Below are 16,760 nucleotides of genomic sequence, written 5' to 3' on the forward strand. Positions count from 1 at the left end.
GCGGGTCGGCGAATTCTCCCGCCGCAAGACGCTGCCCTTCAACGGCTACGGCGAAGAGGTCGCGTCGCTCTATGCCGGGATGGACCTGAAGGCGAATTTCTGACCATGCCCGCCCCCATAGCCACCGCAGGCGGCGTCGATTGGCGCACCGCCGCCAACGCCGCCCTTGCGTCCCGCTGGGCCAAGCCGGTCGTCTTCACCGCCGCCCTGGTTCCCCTGGTCTGGACCGTCTGGCTCGCCTACACCGGCGAGCTGGGCGCCGAGCCGGTGCTGGAAAGCGTCAAGGCCAGCGGACTCTGGGCCCTGCGCTTCCTGCTGATCGCGCTGGCGCTGACGCCGCTGCGCATGCTGACGGGGGTGGCCGGACTGGCGCGCTTCCGCCGGATGCTGGGGCTGTTCGCCTTCTTCTACGCCTGCGTCCACCTGTCCACCTATATCGGGCTGGACCAGTTCTTCGACTGGGCGGCGATCTGGAAGGACATCGTCAAGCGGCCCTACATCACGGTCGGCATGGGCGCCTTCCTGATCCTGACGGCACTGGCCGCCACCTCCACCGACGGCATGGTGAAGCGGCTGGGCGGCAAGCGCTGGCGCGCCCTCCACAAGGGTGTGTTCATTGCCGGGCTGGCCGGCTGCCTGCACTTCATCATGTTGGTGAAGGGCTGGCAGACCACGCCGCTGATCTATGCACTGATCTGCATCGGGCTGCTGGCCTTCCGCCGCTGGCCGATCCGGCTGGGATCTCATAAGGACAGACGGCGGAAGGAAGCTCGGCAAGCTCCGGTCAGAACACGGCCCGCAGCAGTCCAACGGTCCGGCGAAGCGCAAGCACCGCACTTTCCGGATGGAAGCTCCCCCGCTCGTCGCAGTTGAAGCCGTGGCCGGCCGGATAGACATGCACCGGCACCCACGGATAGCGCGAGCGTACCCCCTCGGCGACCGACAGCGGGATGGCGTGGTCCTGCTCGCCGAAATGAAGCAGGGTCGGCACGCGCGGGGCGCTGTCCAGCGTCTTGCCGATCTCCCCGCCGTAATAGCCGATGGCCGCACGCACCGGCAGAGACGAGGCCGCCGCCCAGGCGATGCTGCCGCCCCAGCAATAGCCGACGATGGCGGCCGACCCGTCACCGCCCAGATAGGCCAGCGCCGCGGCAACGTCCTGCAGGGCATCGACGGTCGCCACCGCGCCCTTCAGCGCGATGCCCCTCTGAATGCCGGCATCGTCATAGGGCAGTTCGACCCCGCGTTCGGCCCGATCGAACAGGTCCGGCGCCACGGTGGTGAAGCCCTGCTGAGCGAAGCCGTCGCAGACGCTGCGGATGTGGTGGTTGATGCCGAAGATCTCCGGCGCCACGATCAGGCGCCCGATCTCCTCGCCCTTGGCCGGCGCCCGATAGGCGCGCAGCCGGTGGCCGTCCGCCGCCTTCAGTTCGATCCAGCCGGCGGCCGATGCGTCACTCATGTCCCGAACCCTCATCTTGCGAGACCGTCCAGGCGGTCATTGCCCAGGATCATAAGGCGCTGGACCGTCACGGCAACTGGCGACAGGGCAGCAGACCGGCGCGATGGTCATATCCGCCCTTCCGTTCGTATTATTGCTCCGTCAGACTGCAGATTGCGTCCTCCGGGCGCTTCACCGGCCGAACAGGTCCTTGAGGGCCGGCGGCAACTGACCACCCGGAATGGGCAGGGGAAGGTTTCCCGCCGGCTTGTCGGTGGCGCCGGAGTTGCCGGAATCGCCTGAGCCGAGGAAGCCGCCGAGTATGTCGGCCGGTGAGGCGCCTTCCTTCAGGCGTCTTACCGCCTCTGCGGCCTTTGCCGGGTCCTTGATGGCGGACAGGGCGACCCCGCTGAAATCGGGCTGGATCGAAGGTGCGCCGAAGCTCCCCGTCACCAGGACGGGGACCGTCACGCCGGCTTGCTGGAACTGCCCACCCTGCCCCTTCAGGCTCGATGTCACTGTCGGTTCGAGGCGGAGGTCCAGACGCCGATCCGGCAGCGACACCGTGCCTTGTCCCTCCACGCGAAAGATCGGCGCCAGCATGCGCAGGTCGCCGGTGCGGGCCACCCCGTGATCGAGGCGGAAGTTGCCCCCGAACTCGGCGAAGTCGGTTTCCCGTGCCGCGGCCTGCAGTCGCCCGGACGCGGCGGCGACCGGATCGCGCAGGATGGCCGCGATGTTGATCCCCCGCAGCGCACCGTCGCGGAACAGGATGTGGGCCGTCCCCATCAGGGCGGACACCAGCGTCTTCTGGCTGCCGCCGGCCGAGGTCACGTCGATGTTCAGCGCGGTTGTCCCGCGAATCACGTTGGTCCCGGCGAAGGTGGCCAGCACCTGTTCGGCCTGCAGGCCGTTGGCGGTCATCTTCAGCGCATAGCTCGCCGGCTGCTTCGTGGCGTCCACCGTCAGGCCGCTGCCGGTATGGCCGCCGAAGGCGGGAAGGTTTGGCGCATCGACCGCGAGAACGCCGTCCCGCAGGTTGATGCTGATCCGGCTTGGCCCGATCGCGATGCCTCGGATTCGGGTCCCCTTGCTGTCGACGACCGCATCCAGGTTCAGACGCCGCAACGGTGAAACGTCGATCGGCTCGTCGCTCCAGCCGGCGTCCGCGGAAGCCGGCGCGGGTCCCTGGGCCGGCGCAGCCGGGGCGGGAGCGGGGGCTGGAAGAAAGCGGTCGAGGTCGACCGGATCGACCGACGTCCGCAGCGTCACGGTCGGCACCTTGCCGGACCAATCGGCGCGCACGGCGCCGCTCGCCTTGACATCGTCGAGCACCAGATTGAAATCGTCCAGCGACGCCTGCGGCCCACCGAGACCAGCCTTGCCGATGAGATGGACCGTACGCACCGGCAGAGTCCCGGCGTTCGGAACCCCGAGCCAATCCGCCAGGGCGGTAACGTCCGGCACCGACGCCGACAGCGGCCCGCCGGTACGCCCGTCGGCCTCCGGTTTCGCATCCAGCTTGACCTCGAACAGGTCGGATGCCAGCCGACCGCGCGCCGCCGTCGGCTTGCCTGCGGCCAGCGCGCGCGGGGAGGCGATCTGGGCCATCAGGGTCAGCGCCCGGTCATTGACCGCGGCGTGGCCTTCGATATGGGCCGGCGTGTCGAGATCGGGCATGGCCACGACCAGCGATCCATCCGACAGGGCGACGGACTGGCCGGACCGCTGGTCGGAGTAGGTGGCCGCCACACTGCCGATGCGGACGTCGCCCAAGCGCAGGTCGGGAAGATCTTGCGGCCGCTGCCCTTGCGGGCCGGCCGGCTGACCGCCCCGGTTGGCGCCCTGGGCGCCAAAGTCCCAATTGCGCCTCCCGCCGGCATCCACCACCAGATTGGCCCGAAGTCCGTCGACATGCAGGCGTTCCAGTTCGACGGTGCCGCGCAGCAAGGGCCACAGCGGCATTTTCAGGTCGGTCCTCCCGACCTCGACCATCGGCGGACGTCCGCTGCCAGGCAGGTCGGACAAGGCCGCCGATGCGATCACCGCTTTCACCCGCGGGAACAGAGATACCGAAGCGATCCGGAGATCGAGATCGCGGCCGGTGCGCTCCTTCACCGCCGCGGAGATGCGCTGGGCTATGAAATCCCCGGTCAGGACAAAGGGCAGAGCGGCCACCGCGACGACGACCATACCGACGATGACGGCCAGTGCGATCAGCAGCTTTCTCATGACGCCCCCCTTTGCCGCGAAGAGGGCACCGCTTTTACGGCGCCCGCCTCCCGTGCCGGACAATAGGCGATCCTACCCTTCGTTGCCCCGCCACGTCTCGGCGGATGAGTCCGCCCCGGCGGTCATACGCCGATCGCTCCGCCGCAGCTTGCGCAGGCTGACCTCGATCGTCCGTTCATAAGTGACGAGAGGCGGCTTGAGGCCATGGTTGAACAGGTCCTGCCGCAGCGCGTGGCTGGTCCCGGTCAGGATCACTTTCACGCCGCGCCGGGCCGCCTTGTGCGCCAACCCTTCGATGGTGTTGGCGGCGGTGGAATCGAGAAACGGCACGGCGCCGAAATCGACAATCAGCACCCGATGCGTGTCGGCGATGCGGTCGAGCACCGAACCGATGGAGGCCGCCGCGCCGAAGAAGAACACGCCGGAGATGCGGTAGATGACCACATCGGGATCGGCGGCGGCTTCATTGTAGGGCGTGCGGGCGGAGGAGACACCGTCAGGCCGGTCCTCGGCGACGAACGGGGTCTGGCTCTCGATCGCGGTCACCTTCGACATGCGATGGATGAACAGCACCGAACCGAGCGCGAAGCCGATGACGATGGCTTCCGACAGACCGCGGAAGATGGTGAGCAGGTAGGTCGACAGCAGCACCGCGGCGTCCCCGCGCGAGGAGCGCAACAGCAGCGCGAAGGCCGGCTTCTCGACCATGTTCCAGGAGACGACCGCCAGCACGCCGGCAAGACTGGCCAGCGGAATGAAGCTGGCCAGCGGCGCCGCGACCAGCACGAAAACCATCAGGAACGCGGAGTGCATCATGCCGGAAACCGGCCCGTGGGCACCGGCGCGAACATTGGTCGCCGTGCGGGCGATGGTGCCGGTGACGCAGAATCCCCCGAACAGGGCCGAGGCGACGTTGGCGGCGCCCTGCCCGACCAGTTCGCAGTTGGAACGATGGCGGCGCCCGGTCATGCCGTCGGCGACCACCGCCGAGAGCAGCGATTCGATGGAGCCGAGCAGCGCGAACGACACGGCGCTCGGCAGGACCGCCTGGATCTTGTCCAGGGTGATGGCCGGCAGGCTCGGCATCGGCAGGCCCGGCGGAATGCCGCCGAAATCGGTGCCGATCGTCGCGACCTCCAGGCCAAGGCCGGCGGTCACCGCCGCGCTTCCGGCGACGGCGATCAGCATGCCCGGCCAATGGGGCCGCAGAATTTTCAGACCGGTGATGATGCCGATCGACGCCAGCGCCAGCCCGACCGCCGCAGGCTTCGCCGTCGGCAGGCTCGACCACAGCACCGGCAACTTGTCGAGCAGCGGCCCCGGCTCCGGTACGCCCAGGGTCAGCCCGAGCAGATCCTTGATCTGGCTGGCGAAGATGATGACGGCGATGCCGGCGGTGAAGCCAACCGTCACCGGATAGGGCATGAACTTGATGTAGGTGCCCAACTGCAGAAAGCCGATGGCCGCCAGGATCAGGCCGGACAGCATGGTGGCGAGGATCAGCCCGTCCATGCCGTGCGCCTGGACCGTGGCGGCGACCAGCACGATGAAGGCGCCGGCGGGGCCGCCGATCTGGAACCGGCTGCCGCCGAGAGCGGACACCAGAAAACCGCCGAAGATCGCGGTGTAGAGCCCCTGGGCCGGCGACGCGCCGGATGCGATGGCGATCGCCATGGAAAGTGGAAGCGCGACGATGGCCACCGTCAGCCCGGCAATCGCATCGGCGCGGAAATTCGATAATCCGTACCCCTCGCGCAGAATGGTGACGAGCTTCGGGGTGAACAGTTCGGCAAAACTGGGCTGACGAGGTTGGGAAATCGGTTCGGTTCGGGCTGTCATCTGTCCGGCGGCCTTCAATAAGGCGGCGGGATCGTCGGCATCAGGTCGGCGGTCGCCGTCGCAGGTTCGATCGGGGTGGAGTCAGGATTTTTCCGTCGGTGTCCTCAACCGGACGCCACGGCCGCCGGCGATGCTCTGCGCATTCTCGCCGATCAGTTCGATCCCGGCCTGGGTGAGGGCATCGACCACCTTGGTCAGGCTGTCGACCACGCCGCGCACATTTCCGTCGCTCGCCTCCATGCGCTGAATGGTCGGGACGGACAGTCCGGCCATTTCGGCGAGTGTCTTCTGGTCGATCCCCAGGAGCGCCCGAGCGGCGCGCATCTGCGAAGCCGTGATCATCCTGCACACCACGCTGATACATCTGTAACTATGTTCAGAATATGCATAATGACGTTTTAAATATCAATAGGGATGTTCAGGAACGCAGCCGCGCAATCCGGCCACGACCATAACGACCCGAGCACCTCAGGGGAGCGGCAATTCGGCATCCAAGCTCTTGCCGTCGCCGCGCAAGACATTCAGGAACCGCTCCAACACCAGATTCGGCTGGGCGCCCTTCTTCGTCACCACCTGGAACTCCAGGGCATGATGGAAGGTGTCGGGCAGCAGCGCCCGCATCATGCCGCGCTCGACCCATTGCTGGGCATAATGGGTGGGCAGGAAGCCGACATAGCAGCCGGTGAGGATCAGGAACGCCACCCCTTCGCGGTCGGTGGCCGTCGCGGTGTTGTTCAGCTCATGGGGAAGCTGCGCCTGGGTCGGCGCCACGGCGTCGGCCGCCTCCACCGCCTCGCGCGTCACCGTTCCCTCGGGACGGTCGAACAGCGGATGGCCGTCGCCGCAATAGAGCAGAGATTCCTCCTGGTAAAGCGGAAGACCGGCCAGCCCGGGCAGACCTCTGCGGACCGGGACGACGCCGACGTGCAACTGCCCGTCCAGCACGCCCCGCTCGATCTCGTTGGGCGGAATCATGCGGATGTTGACGCGGACCTCGGGCGCCAGCCGTTTCAGGCCGCGAAGGGCGTGCGTCACCCGCATCTGCGGCATGGTGACGAGGTTGTCGGTGATCCCGATGTTCAATTCGCCGCGCAGGCGGCCATGCAGGGTGTTGATCTCGCTGCGGAAACTCTCGGTGCTGGCCAGCAGGCGCAGCGTCGCCTCATAGGCCAGATGCCCTTCGTCGGTCAGCCGGAAACCCGCCCGCCCGCGTCGGCACAGCGTCAGGCCAAGCCGCCGCTCGAGATCGGCCATGTGCTGGCTGATCGCCGCCCGGCTGATGTTCAGTTCCACCTCGGCGGCGGAAAAGCCGCCGCACTCCACCACCGTCCGGAACACGCGCAGCAGCCGGATGTCGGCATCGCCGATGGGGGCCATGGGCCGGGTGGGAGACCGTGTGGGCTTGCTCATGCTGGAACCGTGGGGGATGTGGGCGTGATAGGTAAGTGAACGGTTATGTGAAGTTCTTATAGTTTGGATTTAATCACAACCAGGAACCGCGCACACTTTCCGGCGACAGCGCCCCCAACGGATGCGGGAGAACAGCGGATGGCACCCCTGGACAACGATCACACCCAGTCCCTCGGCCAGTCTTTCGACAAGGCTGCCGGACTGACGCGCGAGGAACTTGACGCCCATTGGATGCCGTTCAGCGGCAACCGCCAGTTCAAGAACAACCCCCGCATGATCGTGAAGGCGGAGGGGACTTGGTACTGGGACGCCGAAGGCCGCAAGATCTACGACAGCCTGTCCGGCCTGTGGTGCAGCGGCGCCGGCCATTGCCGCCGCGAGATCTCCGAGGCGGTCGCCCGCCAGATCGCGGAACTGGATTACAGCCCGGCCTTCCAGCACGGCCATCCGGCCGCCTTCAAGCTGGCGCACAAGCTGGCGTCGATGACCCCAGCCGGCCTTGACCATGTCTTCTTCGTCGGTTCGGGTTCCGAGGCCGCCGACACCTCGCTGAAGATGGCGCGGGCCTATTGGCGGATGAAGGGCCAGCCGACCAAGACCAAGCTGATCGGCCGGTCCAAGGGTTATCACGGCGTCAATTTCGGCGGCACCAGCCTGGGCGGCATCGGCGGCAACCGCAAGCTGTTCGGCACCGGCGTCGATGCCGACCATCTGCCCCACACCCTGCTGCCGCAGAACCTGTTCGTGAAGGGCATGCCGGAGGAAGGCGCCTTCCTGGCCGACGCGCTGGAGGAACTGGTGGCGCTGCACGACGCCTCCAACATCGCCGCCGTGATCGTCGAGCCGCTGGCCGGCTCTGCCGGCGTGCTGCCGCCGCCGAAGGGCTACCTGCAGCGGCTGCGCGAGATCTGCGACAAGCATTCCATCCTGCTGATCTTCGACGAGGTCATCACCGGCTTCGGCCGCATGGGCGCCCCCTTCGGCGCCGACGCCTTCGGCGTGGTCCCGGACATCATGAACGTCGCCAAGGGTCTGACCAACGGCGCGGTGCCGATGGGCGCCGTGGTGGCAAAGCACGACATCTACCAGGCCTTCATGGACAATGGCGGGCCGGAGTACATGGTGGAGTTCCCGCACGGCTACACCTATTCCGCCCACCCGGTCGCCTGCGCCGCCGGTCTGGCCGCGCTCGACATCTTCGAGCGGGAGAAGCTGTGGGAGAAAGCCGCGGCGCTGGCACCGCACTTCGAAAACCTGATCCACGGGTTGAAGGGGCTGAAGAACGTCGCCGACATCCGCAACTATGGCCTGACCGGCGCCGTCACCATCACCCCGCTTCCGGGCGAACCGGCCCGCCGGCCCTATGAGATCGGCGAGAAGTGCTGGAAGGCCGGCTATTACGTGCGTTTCGGCGGCGATACGCTGCAGTTCGGCCCGCATTTCTACAGCGAACCGGCTGACCTCGACCGCCTGTTCGACGTCGTCGCCGACGCCATCCAGGCAACGGCGTAAGCGTCGGCCCACCCATTGCCCCCACCCTTCCCGCGGCTGACGCCGCGGGCCCCTTCCCTCCCCCGCTTCGCAAGGGACGGGGGCTTATACGCTGCGGCGGAGTTCCCTCCCCCGCCCGACTCTCGCACAAAGCTTTGCTTTGTGCTGACGCGGCAGGCGGACCGTAGGTCCGCTGAGAGCGGGGAGGGATAGGCGGGGGTCTAACTTCGCGAAGATTCATACCCCCAGGAACCGCCCCATGACCATCGTTGCCCACCTGATCGGCGGCAAGACTGACGCGCCCGCCGACACCCGCACCGCCGACATCGTCAATCCCGCCACCGGTGACGTGGCCGGACAGGTCGCATTGGCATCCCGTGCCACGGTGGAAGAGGCCATCGCCGCCGCCGAGGCCGCCTTCCCGGCTTGGCGTGCCACGCCGCCGGCCAAGCGCGCCCGCGTCATGTACCGCTTCAAGCAGTTGCTGGAGGAGAATGCCGAGCGCATCTGCACCCTCATCACGGCGGAGCACGGCAAGGTCCTGGACGACGCCTTCGGCGAGCTGACCCGCGGCATCGAGAATGTCGAATATGCCTGCGGCGTGCCGGAGCTGCTGAAGGGCGAGTTCTCCAAGAATGTCGGGCCGGCCATCGACAGCTGGTCGGAATTCCAGCCGCTGGGCGTCGTTGCCGGCATCACGCCCTTCAATTTCCCGGCGATGGTCCCGCTGTGGATGTACCCGATCGCCATCGCCTGCGGGAACACCTTCGTCCTGAAGCCGTCGGAGCGCGATCCCAGCTCTGCCCTGCTGATCGCCCAGCTGGCGCTGGAGGCCGGCCTGCCGCCCGGCGTGCTGAACGTCGTCAATGGCGACAAGGAGGCGGTGGACACGCTGCTGACCGACCCGCGGGTGCAGGGCGTCAGCTTCGTCGGCTCCACCCCCATCGCCGAGTATGTCTATTCGACCGCCAGCACAAAGGGCAAGCGGGTGCAGGCGCTGGGCGGCGCCAAGAACCACGCCATCGTCATGCCCGACGCCGATCTGGACAACGCCGTCAACGCTCTGATGGGCGCGGCCTATGGCTCCTGCGGTGAGCGCTGCATGGCGATCTCGGTGGTGGTCGCGGTGGGCGACGAGGTGGCCGACCGGCTGAAGGAGAAGCTGTCGGTGGCGCTGCGCGACCTGAAGGTCGGCGCCGGCACTTCGGCCGGCTGCGAAATGGGGCCGCTGGTCACCCGCGCGCATTACGAAAAGGTGAAGGCCTATGTCGACCAGGGCGTCGCCGAGGGCGCCGAGCTGGTGGTCGACGGCCGCGGGCTGGTGGTGCCGGGGCACGAGAACGGCAACTTCCTGGGCGGCTGCCTGTTCGACCGCGTCACCCCGGAGATGACGATCTACCGGGAGGAGATCTTCGGCCCGGTCCTCTGCCTCGTCCGGGTGAAGTCGATGCAGGAGGGCATGGACCTGATCGACGCCCACGAATACGGCAATGGCACCTGCCTGTTCACCCGCGACGGCGAGGCCGCCCGCTATTTCGGCGACATGATCAAGGTCGGCATGGTCGGCATCAACGTGCCGCTGCCGGTCCCGGTCGCCTACCACAGCTTCGGCGGCTGGAAGCGGTCGCTGTTCGGCGATCTGTCGGCCTATGGTCCGGACGGCGTGCGCTTCTACACCCGCCGCAAGACCATCACCCAGCGCTGGCCGACCGGCGGGATCCGCGAAGGCGCCCAGTTCGCCTTCCCTTCCATGAAGTAAAAATCGCCGTCCGTCGTGACGCCGGTGCCGAGGAAGGCACCGGCTTCCGCGTGCTTTTGCGTGTGTCCCTAGCGGTGAATTCCGGTTTGCGGCTCCAGGTGGAGACCGCCACTCGGCTTGGCATGTGCCGAAGTCCTTGACGTCTTGGCCAACAGCTTTGCTGTCGCGACGGCGAGTTGGTGCTGCGTGTATGGCTTGGCAAGCCGCGGCAGGTCGGCGACGACCCCCTCCGGCAGGTCGGCATATCCCGTCGCCAGCAGCACCGGCAAATCCGGAACCATGGCACGGGCCGCCTGGGCAAGCTCGACCCCGGTCATGCCGGGCATCGCATAGTCCGTCAGCAGCAGGTCGACCGCCTGCCCGCTGCGCAGAAGCTCCAGCGCCTCGACACCCGATCCCGCTTCAAGGACCGTGTGTCCGAGATCGGCCAACATGTCGACGGTGCTCATGGCGATCAGCGCGTCATCGTCGACCACCAGCACCACGGCGGGAGACACATCGGCCGCCGGGGCCGGCGGCAACTCGGCGGCCTGGGCCGGCGTCGTCGCCTTAGGCAGCCACAGCTCAACCAGCGTCCCCTGACCCGGAACGCTCGACAACCGGAACGCACCGCCGGACTGCACCGCCAAGCCGTGGACCATCGACAACCCCAGCCCGGTGCCTTTGCCGATGCCCTTGGTCGAAAAGAATGGCTCGATCGCCCGCGCAAGCGTTGCCTCATCCATCCCTGTGCCGGTGTCCCGCACGCTCACATACGGGTAGGAACCGGGGGGCAGTCCAGACGCGACGGGTACCGGCGCCTCGTCCACCGTCACGGTGAGCGTGCCGCCGTCGGGCATGGAATCGCGGGCATTCACGGCGAGATTCAGGATCGCCAGTTCAAGCTGGTTGGGATCGATCAGCGCCGGCGCCGTCGCATGACGGGCGTCGATGCGGATGACGATGCGCGGGCCGACCGAACGTTCCAACAGCGTTTTCATACCATCCAGCAGCCCGGCAAGATCCACCGCCTGCGGCTGCAGATCCTGGCGACGGGCGAAAGCCAGAAGCCTTTGGGTCAGTGTCGCTCCGCGTCGGGCTCCCTGCATGGCGCCGTCGAAAAGGCGCTCCGTCGTCGGATCGGCAGGAAGGCGTTTGCGCAGCAACTCCAGATTGCCGAGAACCGCCATCAGCAGATTGTTGAAGTCGTGCGCGACACCGCCGGTAAGCTGGCCGAGGGTCTCCAGCTTCTGCGTCTGACGCAGTTGCTCTTCGGCGCGTTCGCGGTCGCGGATCTCGTCGCGCAGTTGGTCGAGCGTCGCCGCCAATTCCCGTGTGCGTTCCTGCACCTTGAATTCCAGCGTTTCGGTAAGGCGCTGCAAAGCCTCCTGCGCCGCCTTCTGGTCGCTGATGTCGACGATGACGGCGAGCGCTCCGACCACTTTGCCGGTGGTGTCCCGCACCGGCACGCCACTGACACGGGTCCAGACCGGCTGATCGCCCTCAGGACGATAGATGAACTCGATGCCGCTGACGGTCTCACCGCGCAGGGCTCTCACTGCGACATACTGATCGCGTGGCAGGCGACGGCCCTGCTCATCGTACCCGATCCAGCTCGCCTCGCCGTCCGGCCGCCGGGAAGGGATTACGGAATCCGGAAAGAAACGCCGGAAGGCCGGGTTGGACAGAATGGTCTGGCCATTCCGGTCCATCAGGTTAACCGCCACCGGCAGGTGCTCCACCAGCGTTTCGAAGCGCGCCCGTTCGTCGGCGAGGTCCGCCAGCAGACGCTCGCGCTCCACCAGCCTCGCCCTTGCCTCATATTGCCGGCGACGGCCGCGCAGACAGGTCCGCACGACGCTGACCAGGGTGGTCGGGTGGAAGGGACGCTCCACAAAGGTGACGTTGCCAAGCAGTTCGGTCAGGCGCGCCGCCTCGGGCGTACGTTCGGCACCATCGCCCCGCAAGGTGAGCAGAATGACGGGAAGGTCCGACCATGGCGGCTGCGCGCCGATCCATGCGGCAAGTCCCTGGAGATCGGCGGTCCGAACCGCCTCCTCCGCGAGGATGAGCAGTCCGGCCCCCTCTTCCAGCGCTGTGCAAAGTGCCGGCAGGTCGGCACAGGCATGCGCGGCGATCCCGACTTCGCCCAGCAAGGCGCAAGCGACTGTGGCATCCCGTCCATGCGGCGCGAGGATCAGCGCGCGTTCCGTGCTGGCGACCTCGTTCAAGCCGGATCATCCTTCAGCAACGGTCCGCCCTGGCCGATATAGACTGGCACGCCGCGCAGCACCCCCTGGAACGCGTCCAGCGGCGGTCCCATGCTGATGCCGCTGTCGTTGATCCGGTATTCGCGGATCGTGTCCTCGTGCGGACCGGCGCGCTTCTTGATCACCGAGATCGCCCGGCGGACGCGGCCCAGCGCCTCGAAATAGCGCAGAAGAACGACGGTATCGGCGAGATAGGTGACATCGACCGGCGCCTGCATGTCACCGATCAGGCCGTGCTGCGCGATGGTGAGGAAGGTCGTCACACCCTGGCGGTTGAGGTACAGGAGCAGTTCGTGAAGATGCAGCACCAGAAGCTGCTCTTCCGGCATCGCCGCCTGATAGCCGTTGAGGCTGTCGATCACCACCGTGCGGATCTGCTGGTCATCGACGCAGGCGCGGACCCGGTGGGTGAACTCGCCGGGCGCGAGTTCCGCCGCATCCACCTGCTCGACGAGCAGGCTGCCGCGATTCCGCATGGCTTCAAGATCGAAGCCCATCGCCCTGGTCCGGGCGAACAGCAGGCCAAGCTCCTCGTCGAAGACGAAAAGAGCAGCCCGCTCTCCCCGTGCGATGGCGGCCATCGTGAACTGAACCGCCAGCAGCGATTTTCCGGTCCCAGCGGGGCCGATGATCAGGGTGCTCGATCCGCGCTCCATGCCGCCGCCCAGCAGCGTGTCGAGTTCGGCGATGCCACTGGCCAGACGCTCTCCGGCGAAGCCGGTCCGATGTTCCGCAGCGACCAGCCGAGGGAACACCTGGAAACCGCCGGTGGTGATCGTACAGTCATGGAAGCCGCCGCGGTATGCCTGCCCACGGTACTTGAGCACCCGCAGGCGCCGCCGCTCCGCGCCGTAGGCCGGCGTCAGCATCTCCAGGCGGATCACGCCGTGCGCGATGCTGTGGACCGTCTTGTCCATGGTGTCGGTGGTCAAGTCGTCGAGCAGCAGCACGGTGGCGCCGTGCCGGGCGAAATAATGCTTGAGGGCGAGGATCTGGCGCCGGTATCGCAACGAACTCTGGGCCAGCAGCCGGATCTCCGACAGGCTGTCGAGGACGATCCGCATCGGCTTGCTCCGCCCGATCGCGTCGAACATCAACTTGGTCGTTTCTCCGAGTTCGAGGTCGGACGAATAGAGCAGACTCTGCTGGTGTGCCTCGTCGAGCAGGCTCTCCGGCGGAACCAGCTCGAACACCGTGATTTCCTCGCCGAGCGTCCAGCCATGCACGGATGCGGCGCTGCGCAGTTCGCCCTCGGTTTCCGACAGGGTGATGTAGAGTCCGGTTTCACCGGCCGCCGCGCCCTCCAGCAGGAACTGCAGGGCAATCGTGGTCTTGCCGGTGCCGGGGCTACCCTCGAGCAGGAAGACACGGTCGCGGGCGAGGCCGCCGACGAGGATGTCGTCAAGGCCGGCAACGCCGGTTCGCGCCTTGTGCGGCTGTTCAGAGGATGCGGACATGGCGGGCTGGGATATCCGTCAATAGGGTGTCGGGCAACGCATGCGCCGGAGCGCAGTCCGGAATGTCTGAAACAACACGCCGCGCATGCGGAAAGTCATGCACTGTCTGAAAAGCGGGCCGGAGGTGGGCGGGTATGCCGCTGAGGCGGGGTAGCGCCGTCTCCGACGTAATGGCGGCGGTGCCTGCAAGCACGCGGCGGGGAGTCCGGCGCGCAATCGCCAAATCCTGAACCGCCAAGTCCTGGCCAGCCCCGGCCACCATCAGCCACAACTCGGGCAACACGCGGTTGCGACGCACGGCACCGGGGTGAGGTGGAGGATCAATGGACGAAGATAATTCTGCACGCAGCGATCCTGACCGTTAAACGCGGTCGTCCAAATCTAATGCGTTGCTCTACTGGGCGCAGCCTGGGCTATCCTCATCGACCCTTCGGCATAGAACAATGGAACGGGTACAGCCATAGCCTGGCGCCGGTCAGCCCGGAAGGTCGGGGCTGCCGTCGGCCACAGAATCCGAAGATAGGTCCTTTACCGCGCCGATCAGGAACTCCTTGTTCCCTTCCGGTCCGGTGATCGGGCTTTCGGTGATGTCCAGCACACGCCAGCCCGGAAGAGCATCCAGCCACGCGCGGATGCGGTCGCAGACTTCCCTATGCAGTTCCGGCTCGCGCACCACGCCGCCCTTGCCGACGCGGCCCTTGCCGACCTCGAACTGCGGCTTGATGAGTGCGACCAGCCGCCCGCCCGGCACCACAAGGGCCAGCGCCGCCGGCAGCACGATCTCCAGGCCGATGAAGCTGGCGTCGCACACCACCAGATCGATGGGATCCGGGATCTCAGCACTGGTCAGGTGGCGGGCGTTGGTCTTCTCCAGAACCACCACGCGCGGATCGGTTCGCAGCTTCCACGCCAGCTGGCCATGGCCGACATCGACGGCATAGACCTTGGCGGCACCGCGGGTCAGCAGCACGTCGGTGAAGCCGCCGGTGGAGGCGCCGACATCGACCGCGGTCAGGCCGGTCGGGTCGATGGCGAAGACGTCCAGCCCCTTCACCAGCTTCAGCCCGCCGCGCGATACCCAGGGATGGTCCTGCCCCTTGACCGCCAGCGGGGCCTCCGCCGCGATCAGGTCGCCGGCCTTGTCGATGCGCTTCGTTTCGGAATAGACCAGCCCGGCCAGGATCAGCGCCTGCGCCTTGGCCCGGCTTTCCGCCAGCCCGCGCTCCACCAGCGCCACGTCAACCCTCACCCGTGCCATGCCGTCGCCCTTCGCTCACTCGTGACGGCGCATTCCTGACGCGGAACCGCCACAAGGGCAAGCCCCGGTTCCAGGCGGCGGCCGGCCAGGCGTCAGGCCGGCGGGAAATCCACCGACACGCGGGTGCCATAAGGGCTGCTGTCCGCCGTCAGCCGGCCGCGCAGCTGACCGACGAAGGCGCGCACCACCTTCAGCCCCAACGTCGACGCACGGGCGACGTCCAGGCCCTGCGGCAGGCCGATGCCGCGGTCGACGACCTCCAGATGGATGCGGCCGCCTTCGCCATGGCCGAGCCGCACGTCGATATCGCCGGGCACTCCGGCGGGAAAGGCGTGGCGTGCTGCGTTGCCGACCAGTTCGCTGACGATCAGGCTGAAGGGAATGACCGACTCCATCGGCATCTCGGTCGTCTCGGCCGTGACCTTGACGCGGTGGGCGCCGGGCAGCGTCGCCTCAAGCTCCTGGCACAGTTCGCGCAGATGGACCGCCATGTCGACGGTGCCGGCCCGCAGGGCGCCGTGGGTGCGCTGGTGGGCCTGGGTGACGATGCCGACCCGTCCGCCGGCGCTCTGCAGGGCGCGGCGGACCTCGGGGTCCTTGCTCGACAGGGTCTGAAGGGTCAGCAGGCTGGAGACCAGTTGCAGCGTGTTCTTTAGCCGGTGGCTGACATCGCGCAGCCGTCGGTCATGCTCGGCTGCCGATTCCGGCGTCTCCTCGGCAGTGACGATCAAGGCACGGATGACGCCGTTGACTCCCAGCAGCGGAGTGACCCGAACATCCCAGAACCGCTCGCCATCGGTGGTGCGGTCACTGGCGGCCCGGTTGCGCTGCGGCTGGCCTGTTCGCCGTGCCTCGATCAGCATGGACAGCGACAGGGCCGGGAAACGCTCCGTCAGGTTGGTTCCCGCGACCGCGCCCAGCGCCCGGAAGGCGGCGTTGGCGAAGGCGCAGCGGTCGCCCTCCCCCTCCACCAGGGCGGTGGGTGTCGGCGTCTGATCCAGCAGGCTGCGCAACAGCGCCGGATCGTCGATGCCGACGCCCGCAATGTCGGTGCCGGCCGCCCGATCCGCCCCCGGATCGGCGCCGAACTCCGCGTTGCGGTATGCCGTGACCGCCATGATGTGCGCCATCGCCCCTGACCTCGTAGCCATCCGCTGCCGCAGGCTCTTCCCCCAAGTCCTGGGAGCTACCATTTCAGCCTGGGAAGTGTAAGGCGTCGCTCGCGCTCCACACCAGTCCAACAACCCGAAAGGCCGCTAGACAAATGGCATTACGCCATTTGGATGCCCCCGGCGAATGGGCGAAGGAAGAAGTGGTCAGGCCCGCGCCGCGGCACTCTCGATCCCCAACGCCTGCAGCGCGGTGCGGACGATTTGCTGGGCGGTCAGGCCGGCGGTCTCATACTGCTTGGCCGGCGAGTCGTGATCGAGATAGAGGTCCGGCAGAACCATCGGCCGGATCTTCAGTCCGCCGTCGAGCAGCCCGGCCGTCGCCAGGAATTGCAGCACGAAGCTGCCGAACCCGCCGACCGATCCTTCCTCGATGGTGATCAGCACCTCGTGCTCCAGCGCGAGCCGGCGGACCAGATCCTCGTCCAGCGGCTTGGCGAAGCGGGCGTCGGCCA

The 16,760-nt window shown here is 67.3% G+C and carries 13 protein-coding genes and 1 pseudogene; 4 read left to right on the forward strand and 10 right to left on the reverse strand.

Annotated features, from left to right (window positions below):
• Both TSH20_RS36285 and TSH20_RS31950 read left to right on the forward strand, forming a co-directional pair.
• Nucleotides 1–103: pseudogene (locus tag TSH20_RS36285) on the forward strand (mononuclear molybdenum enzyme YedY); the annotation flags it as partial.
• A 2-nt stretch (nt 104–105) separates the two neighbouring features.
• Nucleotides 106–873: a protein-methionine-sulfoxide reductase heme-binding subunit MsrQ gene (locus TSH20_RS31950; RefSeq protein ID WP_109157754.1), complete on the forward strand. Its 768-nt coding sequence runs from the start codon at nt 106–108 to the stop codon at nt 871–873.
• On the opposite strand, the gene TSH20_RS31955 is transcribed toward TSH20_RS31950, so the two are convergent.
• The 5 genes from TSH20_RS31955 to TSH20_RS31975 form a co-directional block, all read right to left on the reverse strand.
• A complete protein-coding gene (locus tag TSH20_RS31955) occupies nt 785–1,462 on the reverse strand; it encodes a dienelactone hydrolase family protein (protein ID WP_109157755.1) in 678 nt (225 codons plus the stop codon). The genes TSH20_RS31950 and TSH20_RS31955 overlap by 89 nt on opposite strands.
• A gap of 171 nt (nt 1,463–1,633) precedes the next feature.
• A complete protein-coding gene (locus tag TSH20_RS31960; RefSeq protein ID WP_109157756.1) occupies nt 1,634–3,673 on the reverse strand; it encodes an AsmA family protein in 2,040 nt (679 codons plus the stop codon).
• A 72-nt stretch (nt 3,674–3,745) separates the two neighbouring features.
• Entirely contained in the window at nt 3,746–5,512 is a 1,767-nt protein-coding gene (locus TSH20_RS31965) for a SulP family inorganic anion transporter (protein WP_109157764.1), read from the reverse strand.
• Between the two features lie 81 nt (nt 5,513–5,593).
• The gene (locus TSH20_RS31970; RefSeq protein ID WP_085086208.1) at nt 5,594–5,854 is read right to left on the reverse strand and encodes a helix-turn-helix transcriptional regulator; all 261 of its coding nucleotides are present in this window, start codon (nt 5,852–5,854) and stop codon (nt 5,594–5,596) included.
• 126 nt (nt 5,855–5,980) lie between these two features.
• Nucleotides 5,981–6,922 carry a LysR family transcriptional regulator gene (locus TSH20_RS31975; RefSeq protein ID WP_109157757.1) on the reverse strand — a complete coding sequence of 314 codons (942 nt, stop codon included), beginning with the start codon at nt 6,920–6,922 and terminating at the stop codon, nt 5,981–5,983.
• A gap of 138 nt (nt 6,923–7,060) precedes the next feature.
• On the opposite strand from TSH20_RS31975, the gene TSH20_RS31980 reads away from it, so the two are divergent.
• Nucleotides 7,061–8,434, forward strand: a complete 1,374-nt coding sequence (locus TSH20_RS31980) for an aspartate aminotransferase family protein (protein WP_109157758.1) — start codon at nt 7,061–7,063, stop codon at nt 8,432–8,434.
• 238 nt (nt 8,435–8,672) lie between these two features.
• Nucleotides 8,673–10,172, forward strand: a complete 1,500-nt coding sequence (locus TSH20_RS31985) for a CoA-acylating methylmalonate-semialdehyde dehydrogenase (protein ID WP_109157759.1) — start codon at nt 8,673–8,675, stop codon at nt 10,170–10,172.
• 68 nt (nt 10,173–10,240) lie between these two features.
• Here the strand turns inward: TSH20_RS31985 and TSH20_RS31990 are convergent, their stop codons facing one another.
• The 5 genes from TSH20_RS31990 to TSH20_RS32010 all read right to left on the reverse strand — a co-directional run.
• Complete coding sequence (locus TSH20_RS31990) at nt 10,241–12,382, reverse strand: ATP-binding protein (RefSeq protein ID WP_109157760.1); 2,142 nt, start codon at nt 12,380–12,382, stop codon at nt 10,241–10,243.
• A complete protein-coding gene (locus tag TSH20_RS31995; protein ID WP_109157761.1) occupies nt 12,379–13,878 on the reverse strand; it encodes an ATPase domain-containing protein in 1,500 nt (499 codons plus the stop codon). The genes TSH20_RS31990 and TSH20_RS31995 overlap by 4 nt, the downstream gene beginning before the upstream one ends.
• A 475-nt stretch (nt 13,879–14,353) precedes the next feature.
• Nucleotides 14,354–15,136: a TlyA family RNA methyltransferase gene (locus TSH20_RS32000; RefSeq protein ID WP_109157762.1), complete on the reverse strand. Its 783-nt coding sequence runs from the start codon at nt 15,134–15,136 to the stop codon at nt 14,354–14,356.
• A gap of 92 nt (nt 15,137–15,228) precedes the next feature.
• Nucleotides 15,229–16,254, reverse strand: a complete 1,026-nt coding sequence (locus TSH20_RS32005) for a PAS domain-containing sensor histidine kinase (RefSeq protein WP_247871730.1) — start codon at nt 16,252–16,254, stop codon at nt 15,229–15,231.
• A 198-nt stretch (nt 16,255–16,452) separates the two neighbouring features.
• Nucleotides 16,453–16,760 (reverse strand): transketolase C-terminal domain-containing protein (locus TSH20_RS32010; RefSeq protein WP_282183593.1); only part of this gene is annotated, 308 nt, incomplete at its 5' end.

The organism is Azospirillum sp. TSH20, from assembly GCF_003115935.1.
Taxonomy (GTDB): domain Bacteria; phylum Pseudomonadota; class Alphaproteobacteria; order Azospirillales; family Azospirillaceae; genus Azospirillum.